This window comes from Pelomonas dachongensis, from assembly GCF_043555865.1.
Taxonomy (GTDB): Bacteria; Pseudomonadota; Gammaproteobacteria; order Burkholderiales; family Burkholderiaceae_C; genus Pelomonas; species Pelomonas dachongensis.
This window is the reverse complement of sequence record NZ_JBIGHY010000007.1, coordinates 38177-52532: the sequence shown is the minus strand read 5'-3', so window position 1 is coordinate 52532 and position 14356 is coordinate 38177. Positions and strand designations below refer to the sequence as shown.

Sequence of the window (14356 nt, the reverse complement as noted above, 5' to 3'; positions counted from 1 at the left end):
CGCGTGACCGGCCGGCTGGCCGAACGGACGGTGGGAGGTACAAAGCGGCCATGTTCCATCGACTGAAGACGCTGTTCCAGCGCCCACTGGAGATTGCAGGCACCGCGGCCGAAGCGGCCGCGCCGGTGGAGATCGCCGCGCCCGGTGTGCCGCCGTTCGACGTGAAGGCCGCACTGATCGATGCCGACGGACTGCCTGTCATGGACTGGCAGCGGGCGGGCGCCTGGGTGCAGACGATTGCCGACGAAGCCGCCCAGGCCTCAGCATGGATCGACTGCGAGCGAGCCTGGCTGGCGCATCTGCGCGAAGCGCTGGGCCCGGCCTACCGGCTGCAAGCCGAGGGCGATGCCCTGCTGCTGTCGTCGCTGTCCCGGCCTGTGGCGCAGGCCACGTTGACTTTCGTCAACCGCACGCAGCAGCGCATCCTGCGCACGCTGGACGGCGTCGCGCAGGCCGGCGGCTCGGGGCACGACATCCTCATCGTTTTCAGCGACGAGGATCTCTACTACCGCTATGTGGCGCACTACTACCCCGAGGCCGGCGAGTTCGCGGCCAGCAGCGGCATGTACATCAACCATGGCTGCGGTCACTTCGTCACCGTGAGTGCCGACCTGCACGTCGTCGAGCCCGTCATCGCACACGAGCTGACGCATGCGTGTCTGGGCCACCTGCCCATTCCCGCCTGGCTGAACGAAGGGCTAGCCGTCAACACCGAACGGCGCCTGACCCCGCGGCCCGGTCTCGTGCAGGACGCGCGGCTGATGCACCAACGCCACCTGGCTTTCTGGGGCGAGACGGAGATCCAGCAGTTCTGGTCCGGAAAATCCTTCCTGCGCAACGACGAGGCCAATGAGCTGTCGTACGACCTGGCACGCTTGCTGGTCGAGCAGTTCGCCACCGACTGGGTGCCGTTCGCGGCGTTCGCCTGCGCGGCCGAGCTGGGTGATGCAGGCGCGGCCGCGGCACGCGAACATCTGGCGCTGGACCTGGGCGGTGCGGTCTGCGCCGTGCTGGGGCGTGAGCCCGAGCCGGCCTGGTCACCCCAGCCCCAAACCTGGGCAGACTCCCCCGAGCGCGGGGCTTTCCACTGGCATTGAGGGGAGGTGCAGGTGCACAGCGCAGCGCTATAACGGTGGCGCTTGACCAAAGCCCCACCGGGAGAGTCGCATGAACGCCCAGCACGTCTTGATCGCCATCGTCCTGATAGCCGGCCTCACCGGCCTGGCCTTCGTCGGTCTCGCGGCGGGGCACGGCCTGCAGCTGGTCGATCCTTGGGCCATGGCACGCCACCCGCTGTTCAGTTCGGGCGCGGCATCGTTGACGTCGGCCCTGGTCTGCGCGCTGCTGTGGCTGCGGTTCGGTCGCGGCCACTGAGCACGCTGGTCATCAGGCCGGTGGATCCTTGGCCCGCGTGCGGGACACCGCCATCATGATGCCGATGCCGGCCACGATGAGGCAGGCGATGGCCACGTAGGTCATCGCCAGGCCGGCGGTGATCAGGGCCCAGGCAACGCCACCCAGCAGGATGGCGAGGCCGAGGATGTACAAGGCGAAAGACATGGCACCTCCGCAAAAGGGTGACACGGGCACGCGGGATGCGGTGCGCGTCGTCGTGGCTGTACTCTAGGCGGGCGTCCCCGGCCTGCCGGTCGAACTTCTGCGCTGCCGACCGTAGGCAGCTTCCTACTGCGGCGGTTGGTCTCGGCCGGCAGGGGTGCGGGGCCAGGACGGCTAACGTCGCCGTGACCCGCCATACTCTCGAGACTCCCATGCCAGACGTCGCCTTGACCCGAAACTCCGCGCCCGCACAGGCCCTGGCTCTGGTGGGCTGGCTCGCCCTTACCGGCGTTGCCGCGGCAATGGGGGGCATCGCGTCGGCGGATGCGCCCGGCTTCTATGCGCAGCTTTCCAAGCCCGGCTGGGCGCCGCCGGCCTGGCTGTTTGGGCCGGTGTGGACGGTGCTGTACCTGATGATGGGCGTGTCGGCCTGGCTGGTGTGGCGCGCACATGACCCGCAGCGTGGCGAGCGCACCGCGCTGGGGCTGTACGCCGCCCAGCTGGTTCCCAACGCGCTGTGGTCGTGGCTGTTCTTCGGTTGGCGGCAGGGGGCGCTCGCCTGCCTAGACATCTTGCTGCTGCTCGCCCTGCTCGCCGTGATGATTCCTGCCTTCTGGCGCATCAGCCGGATCGCCGCGCTGTTGCTGCTGCCCTACTTCGCGTGGGTGAGCTTTGCCGCGGCGCTGACCGCGGTCGTCTGGCAGCGCAACCCCGGCCTGCTGTAGGGCGGTGCCGTCGGACCCCGACGGTAAACTGCCTCGATGCCCGTTCTGCTTGCCCTTGACAGCGCCACCGAGATGATGGCCCTGGCCGTCGTGACCCCGGGGCCAGCGAAGCTGTTCGAGGCCGCCGGCGGCGCGCAGGCGTCGGCCCGCATGCTGCCCGAGTTGAAGGCCTTGCTGGCTGATGCGGGCTTGAAGCTGGCCGATGTCGATGCCGTCGCGTACGGGCAGGGTCCGGGCGCCTTCACCGGCCTGCGCACCGCTTGCGCGGTGGCCCAGGGGCTGGCATTCGGCCTGGACAAGCCGGTGCTGGCCATCGACAGCCTGATGCTGGTGGCCGAGGACGCGCGCACGCAGGGCGCCGGCGACGACATCTGGGTGGCGATGGACGCGCGCATCGGCGAGATCTATGCGGCGCACTACCGCTGGGTCGACGGCGCCTGGCAGGTCGCGTCGGCACCCGCGTTGTATGCGCCGGCGGCGCTGCTGTCCCGCTGGGGCCAGCCTGCCGCGGTGGCGGGTACGGCGCTGTCCGCGTACGCGGACGGGCTGGGCAGCCTGCCGAGCGCCTGGCCGCAGACGCAGTCGCGCGCCGCGGCGCTCGCACGACTGGCCGGCGCTGCCTGGCAGCGCGGCGAGGCGCGCGATGCGGCCGAGGCCGTGCCGGTTTACGTGCGTGACAAGGTGGCGCTGACGACGGCCGAGCGCGAGCTTGCGAAGTCATGAGCGCCGCGCCGGACCGTCCCAAGCAAGCTCGCGCCCCCTCGAGGGGGCAGGCCGCAGGCCGAAGGGGGCATGCATGAGTGCTGTGCTGGATCGCGGGCTGCCGCCCTTCGAGGCCGCCGGCATGCGGCTGCCCGACCTGACCGAGGTGCTGGCCGTGGAGCGCCGGGCCTATCCGGTGCCGTGGACACATGGCAACTTCGTCGACTCGCTGGCTGCCGGCTACCCTGCCGAGGTGCTGCGGGGCCCGCGCGCGGAGCTGCTGGGCTACTGGGTGGCCATGCCCGGGGTGGACGAAATGCACCTGCTCAACATCACTGTCGTGCCGGCCTGGCAGGGCCGCGGCTTGGCCGTCGTCATGCTGGACCGCCTCGTAGGCGCCTGCCGGCAGCGCGGCCTGACGCAGCTGTGGCTGGAGGTGCGCGTCAGCAACGAGCGGGCGCGCGAGGTCTACCGGCGCTACGGCTTTGCCGAGGTGGGACGGCGTCGCGCCTACTACCCGGTGGTGGAGGGCCCGCGCGAGGACGCGATCCTGATGAGCCTGTCGGTGGCGGCGGTCTGACGATGGGCTGGGATTCGCGTCAACGGGCCATGCTGGCCGAGATGGGCTACCGGCTGCCGGTGCGCAGCGAAGCGCGCGAGGTGCTTGAGGTGGCAGAGACAGTCGCTGCCGAGGCGCCGGTCGTTGCAGCCTCGCCAGCGCCCCTCGTGCCGCGTGCGCCGCTGGCTGCCCCGACGGCGCCAGCCGCGCGGCCGCGCCTCCCCGCGGCCGCGCCTGCTGGGCTGGTGGGCCTGGCGGACCTGGCGGACCTGGATTTGGCCGCGCTGCGCGACGCCGTGATGGACGGCCGGGCTTGTGGCGGCAGTTGTGAGCACCGCGGCCACCTGTTCGGCCGCGGCGCGCTGCCGCAGGCGCACTGGCTGGTGGTCACCGACCCGCCGGAAGAGGGCGACGAGAGCGCCGGTGAGCTGCTCAGCGGCGACGCGGGCCGGTTGCTGGAGCGCATGCTGCTGGCCGCGGGCCAGCGGCTGGGCGGTGAGGCGGCGAGCGCCTTCGTCGCACCCGTCGTGCCGGGGCGGGCGCCGCGCGGCCGGCCGCCGCAGCCGCACGAGCTGATGGCGGGCGAGGCGGTCCTGGCGCGGCTGGTGCAACTGCTGCAACCGCGCCTGGTGCTGGCCATGGGACTGCACGCGGCGCGTCGGTTGACCGGCAGCACCGAGCCGCTCGGGCGGATGCGCGGACGCCCGCATTCGTGGGGCGGTCTGCCGGTGGTGGTCACCTACCATCCGTCGTATCTGTTGCGATCACCGGCTGACAAGGCCGGCGCCTGGGACGATCTGTGTCTGGCCCTCAAGACCGCTGCCAATTGAGCGCCGCCGACGAGCTGGCGCAGCGTTCCACCGAGGCCGCGCGCTTCAAGCTGCTGGCCGACTACGTGCCGGCCTGGATCGCCCTCTATGAAGCCAAGACGCAGGCCTGCCTGTTCGCCAACCGGGGCTACGCGGAGGCATTCGGCCTGACTGAGCAGAGCATCGTGGGCCTGACGTTCGCCCAGATCATCGGCGCCGAGGCGGCCGCCCTGATCCAGCCGTCGGTGGACCGCGTGCTGGCCGAGCGCAGGGCCGTCAGCTACGAGCGCGAACTGCCCGAGGCGGACGGCACGCCGCGCTGGATCGAGGTGCATCTGATCCCGCAGCTGGGCGCCAACGGGGAGCCGGTGGCCAGCTGCGTGCTCATCAACGACATCACCAAGTTCCGGCTGGCCGAGCGCGCCGTGCGCGAGTCCGAGTCGCGGCTGGACAAGTTCATGCAGGCGACGGTCGAGGGCATCCTCTTCCACAAGGACGGCATCACCACCGATGTGAACCCGCCGTGCTGCGAGCTGGTCGGCTACACGCTGCAGGAAATGGTGGGCCGGCATGTGTTGTCGTTCATCGCGCCTGACGAGCTGCCCAAGGTCAAGGAGGTCATGCGCCTGGGCCGCGAGCTGCGCTATGAAACGGCGGTGAGCCACAAGGACGGCACGCGCATCCCGGTCGAGTTCATCGTGCGCACGCTGGAGCGCGATGGAGAGAAGCTGCGCATGACCATCGTGCGCGACATCCGCGACCGGCTGGAGAGCGAGGCGCGCATCCAGCATCTGGCCCATCACGACGCGCTGACCGGACTGCTGAACCGCGCCGCCTTCATGGAACGCATGGCGCTGCTGCTCAAGCGCGCCGAGCGCAAGGGCGAGATGCTGGCGCTGCTGTTCGTCGACCTGGACAACTTCAAACGCGTCAACGACTCGCTGGGTCATCTGGAAGGCGACCAGGTGCTGACCACCGTTTCTGAGCGCCTGGTGGGCGCGCTGCGTGGCAGTGACCTGGTGGGCCGCTTCGGCGGCGACGAGTTCGTCGTACTGCTCAGCGACCTGGAGAGCCGCGCCGACATCGTGGTCGTGCTGGAGGCGTTGCTGTCCGTCGTCGAGGTGCCGGTCAAGGCGGACGGCCGCTCGCTGTCCGTCACGCCGTCCATCGGCGTGGCCGTGTTCCCCGAGCATGGCCGCCAAGCGCACGAGCTGATCCAGCATGCCGATACGGCCATGTACCGCGCCAAGGCGCGCGGACGGGCGACCTATCAGTTCTTCGAGCCCGCACTGGCGGAGACCGCCTATGCCGACCTGGTGCTGGAGTCGGAGCTGGCGCAGGGCCTCACGCGCAACGAGTTCGAGCTGTACCTGCAGCCGCAGGTGGAGGCCAACACGGGCCAGCTGTCGGGCGCCGAGGCGCTGCTGCGCTGGCGCCACCCTGAGCGCGGCCTGCTGTCGCCCGACCGTTTCATCTTCGTCGCCGAGCGCCACCGGCTGATGCTCGCGCTGGGCGAATGGGTGCTGCGCGAGGCCGCGCAGACCGCGCGGCGCTGGCGCGAGGAGGGGCTGATTCAGGGCCACGGGCCCATGCGCATTGCGGTCAACTTGTCGCGCATGCAGTTCAATCTTGACGGCTTCGCCGACACCGTCAAGCGCGTGCTGCACGAGGTCGGCGCGCAGGGGCAGTGGCTGGAGCTGGAGCTGACGGAGCGCATGCTGATTGAGGACATCGAGCACGCGCCGACCACGCTCGCCGCGCTACGCGCGCAGGGGCTCACCGTGTCGGTGGACGACTTCGGCACCGGCTACACGTCGTTGGCGCACCTGACCGAGCTGCCGCTGGACAAGCTGAAGATCGACCAGAGTTTCGTCGCGCGCCTGCCCGACGACGTCGGCGCGCAGGCCATCACGCGGGCCATCGTGCAAATGGCCGTGGGCCTGGGGCTGGCCGTCACCGCCGAGGGTGTGCGCACCGCGGCGCAGTGGCAGCTGCTGGCCGGCTGGGGCTGCCAGCAGTTCCAGGGCGACCTGGTCGGCTCGCCCATGCCGGTGGCCGAGTTCGAGGCGTGGGTCAAAGCCAGATGACATCGTTGAGCGACAAGATCCACGCGGTCATCGCGGCAGCCGGCGGCTGGCTGCCGTTCGACCGCTTCATGGCGATGGCCTTGTATGAACCGGGGCTGGGCTACTACACGGGCGGGCGGCGCAAGTTCGGCACGATGCCGTCGCAGGGGTCCGACTTCGTCACCGCGCCGGAGATGTCGCCGCTGTTCGGCCGCGCGCTGGCGCGGCAGGTGGCGCAGGCTTTCGCCGCCAGCGGCTGCCGCGAGGTGATGGAGTTCGGCGCCGGCTCGGGCGCGCTGGCCGCCCATCTGATCGCCGAACTGGACATGCTGGACGCCGGGCTGGTGCGCTACCGCATCGTGGAGCTGTCGGCCGAGCTGCGCGAGCGCCAGCAGGAGCGCCTCGCGCCGTGGCAGGGCCGCGTCGAGTGGCTGGACGCGCTGCCAGAACACATCGAGGCGGTGGTCGTCGGCAACGAGGTGCTGGATGCGATGCCGGTGCAGCTGATCGCATTCGACGGCCAGGTCTGGCGCGAGCGCGGCGTCGTGTCGTCCGCTGACGGCTTCGCGTTTGCCGACCGCGACAGCCCGCTGCGGCCGCCGGTCGACACGGGCTTCGTGCCCGGCACCGTCACCGAGATCCACCCGCAGGCCGAAGCGTTCACGCAGACGCTGGCGCGCGCGCTGAAGCGCGGCGCGGCGTTCTTCATCGACTACGGCTTTCCTGAGGCCGAGTACTACCACCCGCAGCGCCACGGCGGCACGCTGATGTGCCACCAGGGCCACCTGGCCGACCCCGACCCGCTGGTGGCGGTGGGCGCTAAGGACATCACGGCTCACGTCAACTTCACCTGCATTGCGCTGGCGGGGCAGGACGCCGGCCTGACCGTGCTGGGCTACACCAGCCAGGCCAACTTCCTGCTGAACTGCGGCATCGCCGATCTGCTGGCCGACGCGTCCTTCAGCGAGCGCACGATGGCGCACCGCCTGCTGGCCGAGCACGAGATGGGCGAGCTGTTCAAGGTGGTCGGCTTCGCGCCGCAGAACGGTGTGTTCGACGCGCTGGGTTTCGGGCGCGGGGACCGTTCGCACAAGCTCTGACAGGAGGTGCGCATGAAGGCCTGGCTCCCGCTGCTGCTGCTGTCTTGTGTGCCGTCGCTGGCTCCGGCGCAGGATCGCCCCGTCGACCTGACCGGGCGCAACCTTGCGGCCACCTGTGCCAGCTGCCACGGCACGCAAGGCCGGGCGCGCGGCCCCGCGATGCCGCCTCTGGCCGGCATGCCTGCCGACGCGTTGCTGGCGCGGCTGGCCGACTACCGCAGTGGCCGGCAACCTGGCACGGTGATGCCGCAGATCGTCAAGGGCTACTCCGAGGAGCAGTTGCGCCTCGTCGCGGCCTACTTCGCCGCGCAGCCCAAGCCATGATCGGACGCCGCCAGATCATCGCAACCGGCGCCCTGGCGCTGGCAGGCTGCGAGTCCCCGCGCGTGGCGGGCACGCTGGGTCGCGTGGTCGTCGTAGGCGGTGGCTTCGGCGGCGCGACGGCAGCCCGCTACCTGAAGCTGTGGGCAGGCTCGGCGGTGGACGTGACGCTGGTGGAGCGTGAGGCTGCGTTCACGTCCTGCCCGATGTCCAACCTCGTCATCGGCGGCACGCGGGACATGGCCGACATCCGCCACGCCTACACCCGGCTGTCCCTGCACGGCGTCAAAGTGATGCGCGGTGAGGTGACGGCCATCGACCCCGCCGACAAGACCGTGCGCCTGGGTGACGGCCGCCGGCTGGCCTGGGACCGCCTCATCCTCGCGCCGGGCATCGATTTCCTGCTGAACGACACGCCCGGCCTCGCCACCGCGCTGGCCAGCGGCCGGGCCGTGCACGCATGGAAGGCGGGCGTGCAGACGCTGGCGCTGCGCCGCCAGCTGGAGGCCCTGCCCGACGGCGGTGTCGTGCTGATGAGCATCCCCAAGGCGCCGTACCGCTGCCCGCCGGGGCCGTACGAGCGCGCCTGCCTGATCGCCAGCTACCTGAGGCGCCACAAGCCGCGCTCCAAGCTGCTGGTGCTGGACGCCAACCCCGAGGTGCAGAGCAAGCGGGCGCTGTTCGAGCGTGCGTTCGCGCAACATCATCCCGGCGTGCTGGAGTACCGGCCCAATGCGGAGCTGAAGGAGGTGACTGCCGATGGCGTCGCGCGCTTCGAGTTCGAGGACGTGCGCGCCCACGTGCTGAACCTGATCCCGCCGCAACGGGCCGGCGATTTGGCGCTGCCGCTGGCCAACATGAACCGGCGCTGGGTCGGCGTCGACTGGCTGACGATGCAGGCCCAGGCCGCGCCCGTCGTGCACGTGGTGGGCGACGCCATCCTGTCGGCACCGGGCATGCCCAAGTCCGGGCACCTGGCCAACCAGCAGGCCAAGCTGGCCGCCGCGGCCGTGCTGCAGCTGATGAAGGGCGAGGCGCCCGACCCGGAGCCGCTGGTGATGAACACCTGCTACAGCTTCGTCACGCCCGACGAAGCCATGCACGTGGCCTCGGTGCACCGCTACAACGTGGCCGAGCGGACGATGAAGACGGTGCCCGGCGCGGGCGGCGTGTCGGCCGTGGCCAGCGCGGCCGAGGCGGCCTACGCGCGCGGCTGGGCGGAGAACATCTGGGCCGACTCGCTGGCCCTTTGACTTACCAGGAGCCGGTGTTGGGCATGGAGGCCCACGGCTCGGCCGGCGCCAGCGCGGGGCCGTGCTGCAGCAGTTCGACCGAGATGCCGTCCGGCGAGCGCACGAAGGCCATGCGACCGTCGCGCGGAGGGCGGTTGATGGTCACGCCGTGGTCGGCCAGCTTCTGGCAGGCGGCGTAGATGTCGTCCACCGCATAGGCCAGGTGGCCGAAGTTGCGGCCGCCGGTGTAGGCCTCGCCCTTGCCGTCGGCGTCGGGCCAGTTGTAGGTCAGCTCGACCTGCGCGTCGTCGTCGCCGGGCGCGGCCAGGTAGATCAGCGTGAAGCGGCCGGCCTCGCTCTCGTGGCGGCGCACCTCGCGCAGGCCGAGGGCGTCGCAGTAGAAGCGCATCGAGGCGTCGACGTTCTCGACGCGGACCATGGTGTGCAGGTATTTCATGCCGCGATTGTCCCCGTCGCCGGCCCGGTCTGCAGGGGCTGGGTCAACGGGCCGGCGCCGAGGCGGGATTGGCGGGTTCTTGCTGGGCCAGCACGACGCCGGCCTTCAGCCGGCGCGCCCAGGCGGGGCAGCGGCCATCGCCTCCACCAGCAAACCCGCCCGACGGCGCGCAGATGTAGCGGCCCTGGGCGTCGTACAGCGGGTTGAACTGGTCGCAGCACATCGACAGCACCAGGTAGACCGGCTGGCCCCTGTCGTCCTGCAGGCGGAGCATCTGCGGCTGGCCGGCGTGACTGCCGGCCTCGAAGGCCTTGATGCGTTGGCGCATGCGCTGCTGCGCCGGCTCGGACGCCATCACCGGCTCCGTGACGGCGACCAGTTCGGCGTCCTCGACGGGCGACTTGGCGCAGGCCAGGGTCGCGGTCAGGGGCGTGGTCAGGCACAAGGCCAGCGCGGTGGCGAGTCGAGCGAGCATCATGGGGCGGTAGTGTGCGGGCATCGGGGGTCAGTAGTCCAGCCATTCCATCGGCGCCACCAGCGCGCCGCCGCGCATGCGCTCCAGCGTGCCGGTCAGCACGTCGATGTTGTTGTCGAAGCTGCCGTGGCTGGCGGGGATCTGGTCGCCGGTGCGGGTGGTGCGCACCTTGGGTGTGTCCACCAGGTTCAGCAGCCCGCCGGCGGGCCACCGCTGGAGCCAGGCGGCGATGTCGGGTTCCGCAGCGTCGGCCCACTGGTCGAGCGGCCAGTCGGGCAGCGGCTTGACCAGCGCGCGCTCCATGCCCAGCAGCGGCTGCTTGCGGATGTCGTCCAGCGCGCGCGACACGAGGTACAGCAGACTCTTGCCGTAGATGTCGTGCGAAGCGGTGGGCAGGCCGTCGGCGCGTTCGTTGCTGTCGCTCAGCACGTGCAGGCGCAGCTGTTTCAGCGGCAGCACGCCGGCGTCGTGGGCGCCGCCGTAGTGCTGCACGGCGAAGCGGATGGAGCAGGCGGGCGCATACAGCTCGCAGCTCGCCACGGCCACCTGCTGGGGGCCCGCCAGGCGCCCCAGCAGGTGGCCCAGCAGGATGGAGCCGGCCGAGTGGCCCACGAGGTGCAGTTCCAGCGTCTGGCCGTTCTTGGCCAGCGTGTCGCGCAGCTCGCGCAGCAGGCGGGCGGCCAGGTCCAGCACATGGTCGGCCGTCGCGCCGCCCGCGGCGTTCTCGCGCATCTCGCTCCAGATGCCGCGCGCGAACTGCCGGCTCACGGCCTCGATGGCCCGGTCCTTGGCCTCGGCGGCGGCGTCGCGCAGCCGGTCCAGCCAGCCCTCGCTGCGCTCGTCGGTGTCGAGGATGCGGTGCTTCAGATCTTCGAGGAGATACTTCAGCGTCTCGCCCGGGCCGGTCTTCCACGTGAAGAACAGCGGGTAGATGCCGTTGGCCAGGAAGTAGGGCGCCAGCACGCGGATGCGCTGCACCGAGCCGACCTCAGAGTTCAGCCCGCCGTGCGCGTAGAGGGCGAGCTTGACGACCTTCGCCTTGCCGGCCTTGAACCACGCGGCGGGCCGCTCGACGACCAGTTCTCGCGCCAGCCCCTCGCGGTCGGTGCGCTCACGCGTGAAGTCGGTGGCCATCAACTGACCGTCGTTGCCGGACACCAGCGTGTGCGTGTAGGCCTCGTCGGTGCGCAGGGGTTGGTAGGGCTCGTGGTCGAACGCGTGGTTGAACGGCCAGGGGTCGTCGCGCGGGTTATCGGGCTGCCGAAGCGTGCCGGCCACGTTGGACATGCCGCCGCCGGCCATCACACGGAAGCCGCTGGCAGCGGCGCGGGCGCCCTTGGCCGGCTTGCCGCTGCCGGCTGCACCGGGCTGGCGCGCCCTCACATCGGACAGGTCCTGCGGCACACCCAGCGCGACGGCCCACGCGTCGGTCCCGTTGGTCACCCAGTCTTCATACGGCAGGATGGCGAAGCCGCTGGCGCCCCAGCCGGTGCCCCAGCTGTTCTGCACAACGAAGCCGTGCTCGTTGAAGCCCACCAGCGCGAAGGCATGGCCGCCGGTTTTTTGCGTCATGCGCGCGATGCGCGGCAGTTTGTCGTGGCTGCTGGGCGCGGGCGAGGCGTCCAGGCCCCAGCCGTCGTGCACGTCGGCCGACACGTAGACGGCGCCGATCTCGTAGATGGCGGCCTGCATGTCCACGACGCTCTTCTTGTCGACGCGGTAGTACACGCCCAGCGCGCGGCCGGTGGCGTCGTCGTCCCAGCCGGCCAGCGGGCGCGCGAACGTGCCGTTGCCGTCACGGTCCAGCGGGTAGGGCCACAGCGTCTCGGAGCACACGCCGTGCTTGTGCCAGCCCTTCAGCGCGCCGCGGCAGGACGAGCCCTCGTAGTCCTGACCCGGCCATTCGTCGTACAGCTTGGCCAGCTCGTAGAACATGCGCGGGCTGACGAGCTCGGGCGCCTTGCGGCTGCGCGCCGGCAGCGCGAGATGACGCAGCCAGTACAGGTAGTTGGTCACGCAGGCGAGACCGAAACCGGTGCACGCGCCTTCGTTGCCCTGGTTCAGGATGCGGCCGGCCTTCACGTAGGCAGGCAGCAGCAGCTTCAGGTCGGCGTCCATCGGCCAGCGGGCGGGCAGCGAGCGCAGCGGCGCGCGGTACACCAGGTCGCGCAAGTCGAGGCGGTCGGGGCGGGCGTCCAGCCGCGGCGTGATGGTCGTTGCGGCGGCCTTGCTGGCGTCCTTGCTGGCGGTTTTGGCGGGGGGCTTGATGCGGGTCTTGGCGGCGGTCGGGGTGGCCATGGTCGTCTCCTGCGTGAGCGTCGCATGATGGCTGCGCCCCCCCGGCCCGGACAAGCGCGCGTGCGAGACTGATCCCCATGATGAAGGACGTCTGCATCGTCGGTCTGGGTGCCATCGGCGGATGGCTGGCGGCGCATCTCGCGCGCCTGGAAGGGCTCAACGTCAGCGCGCTTGCGCGGGGCGACACGCTGGCTGCCGTGCGCGGGCAGGGGCTGCGCCTGCACAGCGGCGGTGAGGCGGTGAACGTGTCGCTGCGCGTCAGCGCCGACCCCGCGGAGCTGGGGCCGCAAGACCTGGTCATCCTGGCCGTCAAGGGGCCGGCCCTCGCCGGCGTGGCGGCGCAGGTGGCACAGCTGTGCGGCCCGCACACGCGCGTGCTGACAGCGCTGAATGGCCTGCCGTGGTGGTTCACGGCCGGCCTGCCGGTGCCGGGTCTTGCGCTGCACAGCGTGGACCCCGGCGGCTGCATCGCCGCGCTGATACCGCCCGCGCGCGTCATCGGCTGCGTGGTGCACGCCAGCTGCTTCACGACGGCGCCGGGCTGCATCAGCCACGTGATGGGCAACGGCCTGCTGGTCGGCGAGGCGCAAGGTGGCGGCAGCGCGTCGGTGGACGAGGTGGCCGCGCTGCTGGCGCGGGCCGGCTTCGGCGCGCAGGCCGTGGACAGCATCCAGCGCGAGGTGTTCTACAAGCTGTGGGGCAACATGACCACCAACCCGGTCTCGGCGCTGACGCGTGCGACGACCGACCGCATCCTGGCCGATGACCTGGTGCGCGAGTTCACCACGGCCATCATGCGGGAGGCCGCGGTCATCGGCGAGCGCGTGGGCTGCCCCATCGCGCAGTCGCCGCAGGACCGGCACGTCATCACGCGCTCGCTGGGCGCGTTCAAGACGTCGATGCTGCAGGACATCGAGGCCGGCCGCGCCATCGAGACCGACGCGCTGCTGGCCGCGCCTCGCGAGCTGGCGCAGCAGCTGGGCGTGGCGACGCCGATGCTGGATGCGTTGCTGGGGCTGACGCGGCTGATGGACGCCTGCCGTCGCTGATCTTTCAGTACGGCAGCTTGCCGGCGTGGCGCCGCCAGTGGCGTGCGACTTCGCCCGTGCGCCGAGCGTCGGCGAACGCAGCGTTCAATTGAGGCAGCAGGGCGGCAGCCGCGCTGTCGCGGGCGGCGACGAGGTGGAAAGCCGGCGCCGGCACATCCGACAGCGGCGCGTGCGCCAGGCCGGGCGTGGCCAGATGGTCGACCTTGCCCAGCTCCAGCTGTTCGATGACCTCGAGTTCCTCGACGAAGTAGTCGCAGCGCCCGACCAGCAATTTCTCGATGAGCTGCTGGTAGTTGCGGGCGCCCTGGTCCAGGTCGCCGGGCCCCAGCCCATAGTGGGCGTAGCTCGCGCCGTTCTTGCCGCAGCCGCGCCAGCGCTTCAGGTCGGCGCGGCTGGTGATCTTCAGCGGCTTGGCCGTGCGAAAGAACACCTGTGGAGTGAAGGTCTTGTACGGCGCGGAAAACGCCAGCGTGCGGGCGCGCTCTTCATCGCGGTAGGCCGCGAGCGCAAAGTCGATCTCGCCCTGCGCGACCGCGCGCAGGCATCGCTTGAAGGGCAGGTCGCCGATCAGCTTCAGCGTCACGCCCTGCTGCGCAAACAGCGGCGTCCAGAGGTCGACCAGGAAGCCTTTGAGCTGTTGCGGCTGGCCCGGCGTGCGGTACAGCCACGGCGGGCCCAGGCCGGGCTCGCCACAGGCGGTCATGGGCTGCTTGGCCTGCGCCGTCGCGGCCATGGCCGCCAGCCCGAGTAGCGCCGCCAGCAGGCGCATCCAGCAGCGGCTCGAGAAGTGGGAGCGGCAATTCATCTGCAGCAAGTCTAGTCGGCTGCCTGGCGTGCTAACGCTTCAATCGCGCCCATCGCTCATGGTCTCGCCAGAGGCCGGCGATCTTCGGGTAGCACGCCAATAGCCTTCAAGCTTGAAGTTGCAGCGCTTCACCGGCGCGATGGAGGCGGTGTTGGCAGGTTGGATGTTGGCCTCGATGCGGTGCAGGCTGAGGGCCTGAAC

Annotated in this window: 16 protein-coding genes; 11 read left to right on the top strand and 5 right to left on the bottom strand. The window is 70.8% G+C overall.

Annotated features, from left to right (window positions below):
- Positions 1-50 precede the first annotated feature (50 nt).
- The gene (locus ACG02S_RS18490; RefSeq protein ID WP_394471956.1) at positions 51-1097 is read left to right on the top strand and encodes a hypothetical protein; all 1047 of its coding nucleotides are present in this window, start codon (positions 51-53) and stop codon (positions 1095-1097) included.
- Between the two features lie 70 nt (positions 1098-1167).
- The gene (locus ACG02S_RS18485) at positions 1168-1374 is read left to right on the top strand and encodes a hypothetical protein (RefSeq protein WP_394471955.1); all 207 of its coding nucleotides are present in this window, start codon (positions 1168-1170) and stop codon (positions 1372-1374) included.
- A gap of 12 nt (positions 1375-1386) precedes the next feature.
- Here ACG02S_RS18485 and ACG02S_RS18480 read toward each other — a convergent pair whose 3' ends face one another.
- Positions 1387-1560, bottom strand: a complete 174-nt coding sequence (locus ACG02S_RS18480; protein WP_394471954.1) for a hypothetical protein — start codon at positions 1558-1560, stop codon at positions 1387-1389.
- A gap of 209 nt (positions 1561-1769) precedes the next feature.
- Here ACG02S_RS18480 and ACG02S_RS18475 point away from each other — a divergent pair, with 209 nt between their 5' ends.
- The 8 genes from ACG02S_RS18475 to ACG02S_RS18440 all read left to right on the top strand — a co-directional run bounded on the left by ACG02S_RS18475 (position 1770) and on the right by ACG02S_RS18440 (position 9092).
- Complete coding sequence (locus ACG02S_RS18475; protein ID WP_394471953.1) at positions 1770-2282, top strand: TspO/MBR family protein; 513 nt, start codon at positions 1770-1772, stop codon at positions 2280-2282.
- A 36-nt stretch (positions 2283-2318) separates the two neighbouring features.
- Positions 2319-3005 carry a tRNA (adenosine(37)-N6)-threonylcarbamoyltransferase complex dimerization subunit type 1 TsaB gene (gene tsaB, locus ACG02S_RS18470; RefSeq protein ID WP_394471952.1) on the top strand — a complete coding sequence of 229 codons (687 nt, stop codon included), beginning with the start codon at positions 2319-2321 and terminating at the stop codon, positions 3003-3005.
- A gap of 73 nt (positions 3006-3078) precedes the next feature.
- Positions 3079-3564 carry a ribosomal protein S18-alanine N-acetyltransferase gene (gene rimI / locus ACG02S_RS18465; RefSeq protein ID WP_394471951.1) on the top strand — a complete coding sequence of 162 codons (486 nt, stop codon included), beginning with the start codon at positions 3079-3081 and terminating at the stop codon, positions 3562-3564.
- A gap of 2 nt (positions 3565-3566) precedes the next feature.
- A complete protein-coding gene (locus tag ACG02S_RS18460; RefSeq protein ID WP_394471950.1) occupies positions 3567-4373 on the top strand; it encodes a uracil-DNA glycosylase in 807 nt (268 codons plus the stop codon).
- Positions 4370-6439, top strand: coding sequence for a putative bifunctional diguanylate cyclase/phosphodiesterase (locus ACG02S_RS18455; protein ID WP_394471949.1), 2070 nt, complete (start codon positions 4370-4372; stop codon positions 6437-6439). Before ACG02S_RS18460 ends, ACG02S_RS18455 begins: the two co-directional genes overlap by 4 nt.
- The gene (locus tag ACG02S_RS18450; protein ID WP_394471948.1) at positions 6436-7518 is read left to right on the top strand and encodes a class I SAM-dependent methyltransferase; all 1083 of its coding nucleotides are present in this window, start codon (positions 6436-6438) and stop codon (positions 7516-7518) included. Before ACG02S_RS18455 ends, ACG02S_RS18450 begins: the two co-directional genes overlap by 4 nt.
- A gap of 12 nt (positions 7519-7530) precedes the next feature.
- The gene (locus ACG02S_RS18445; RefSeq protein WP_394471947.1) at positions 7531-7842 is read left to right on the top strand and encodes a c-type cytochrome; all 312 of its coding nucleotides are present in this window, start codon (positions 7531-7533) and stop codon (positions 7840-7842) included.
- Positions 7839-9092 (top strand): FCSD flavin-binding domain-containing protein, encoded by a 1254-nt coding sequence (locus ACG02S_RS18440; RefSeq protein ID WP_394471946.1) that lies wholly within the window; start codon positions 7839-7841, stop codon positions 9090-9092. Before ACG02S_RS18445 ends, ACG02S_RS18440 begins: the two co-directional genes overlap by 4 nt.
- Position 9093: 1 nt before the next feature.
- Here ACG02S_RS18440 and ACG02S_RS18435 read toward each other — a convergent pair whose 3' ends face one another.
- The 3 genes from ACG02S_RS18435 to ACG02S_RS18425 are packed head-to-tail and all read right to left on the bottom strand — an operon-like array spanning position 9094 to position 12301.
- A complete protein-coding gene (locus ACG02S_RS18435; RefSeq protein WP_394471945.1) occupies positions 9094-9528 on the bottom strand; it encodes a VOC family protein in 435 nt (144 codons plus the stop codon).
- Between the two features lie 43 nt (positions 9529-9571).
- Entirely contained in the window at positions 9572-10003 is a 432-nt protein-coding gene (locus ACG02S_RS18430) for a DUF6970 domain-containing protein (protein WP_394471944.1), read from the bottom strand.
- A 30-nt stretch (positions 10004-10033) separates the two neighbouring features.
- The gene (locus ACG02S_RS18425; protein ID WP_394471943.1) at positions 10034-12301 is read right to left on the bottom strand and encodes a C1 family peptidase; all 2268 of its coding nucleotides are present in this window, start codon (positions 12299-12301) and stop codon (positions 10034-10036) included.
- Positions 12302-12378: 77 nt separating this feature from the next.
- On the opposite strand from ACG02S_RS18425, the gene ACG02S_RS18420 reads away from it, so the two are divergent.
- Positions 12379-13350, top strand: a complete 972-nt coding sequence (locus ACG02S_RS18420) for a 2-dehydropantoate 2-reductase (protein ID WP_394471942.1) — start codon at positions 12379-12381, stop codon at positions 13348-13350.
- A 4-nt stretch (positions 13351-13354) separates the two neighbouring features.
- Here ACG02S_RS18420 and ACG02S_RS18415 read toward each other — a convergent pair whose 3' ends face one another.
- On the bottom strand, positions 13355-14119 hold the full coding sequence (locus ACG02S_RS18415; RefSeq protein WP_394471941.1) for a substrate-binding periplasmic protein: 765 nt from the start codon (positions 14117-14119) through the stop codon (positions 13355-13357).
- Positions 14120-14356 lie beyond the last annotated feature (237 nt).

Bases quoted from the DNA above. Each gene is read 5' to 3' on its own strand.
- ACG02S_RS18490 (WP_394471956.1), top strand. From the start codon at position 51: ATGTTCCATCGACTGAAGACGCTGTTCCAGCGCCCACTGGAGATTGCA.
- ACG02S_RS18485 (WP_394471955.1), top strand. From the start codon at position 1,168: ATGAACGCCCAGCACGTCTTGATCGCCATCGTCCTGATAGCCGGCCTC.
- ACG02S_RS18480 (WP_394471954.1), bottom strand. From the start codon at position 1,560: ATGTCTTTCGCCTTGTACATCCTCGGCCTCGCCATCCTGCTGGGTGGC.
- ACG02S_RS18475 (WP_394471953.1), top strand. From the start codon at position 1,770: ATGCCAGACGTCGCCTTGACCCGAAACTCCGCGCCCGCACAGGCCCTG.
- tsaB (WP_394471952.1), top strand. From the start codon at position 2,319: ATGCCCGTTCTGCTTGCCCTTGACAGCGCCACCGAGATGATGGCCCTG.
- rimI (WP_394471951.1), top strand. From the start codon at position 3,079: ATGAGTGCTGTGCTGGATCGCGGGCTGCCGCCCTTCGAGGCCGCCGGC.
- ACG02S_RS18460 (WP_394471950.1), top strand. From the start codon at position 3,567: ATGGGCTGGGATTCGCGTCAACGGGCCATGCTGGCCGAGATGGGCTAC.
- ACG02S_RS18450 (WP_394471948.1), top strand. From the start codon at position 6,436: ATGACATCGTTGAGCGACAAGATCCACGCGGTCATCGCGGCAGCCGGC.
- ACG02S_RS18445 (WP_394471947.1), top strand. From the start codon at position 7,531: ATGAAGGCCTGGCTCCCGCTGCTGCTGCTGTCTTGTGTGCCGTCGCTG.
- ACG02S_RS18440 (WP_394471946.1), top strand. From the start codon at position 7,839: ATGATCGGACGCCGCCAGATCATCGCAACCGGCGCCCTGGCGCTGGCA.
- ACG02S_RS18435 (WP_394471945.1), bottom strand. From the start codon at position 9,528: ATGAAATACCTGCACACCATGGTCCGCGTCGAGAACGTCGACGCCTCG.
- ACG02S_RS18430 (WP_394471944.1), bottom strand. From the start codon at position 10,003: ATGCTCGCTCGACTCGCCACCGCGCTGGCCTTGTGCCTGACCACGCCC.
- ACG02S_RS18425 (WP_394471943.1), bottom strand. From the start codon at position 12,301: ATGGCCACCCCGACCGCCGCCAAGACCCGCATCAAGCCCCCCGCCAAA.
- ACG02S_RS18420 (WP_394471942.1), top strand. From the start codon at position 12,379: ATGATGAAGGACGTCTGCATCGTCGGTCTGGGTGCCATCGGCGGATGG.
- ACG02S_RS18415 (WP_394471941.1), bottom strand. From the start codon at position 14,119: ATGCGCCTGCTGGCGGCGCTACTCGGGCTGGCGGCCATGGCCGCGACG.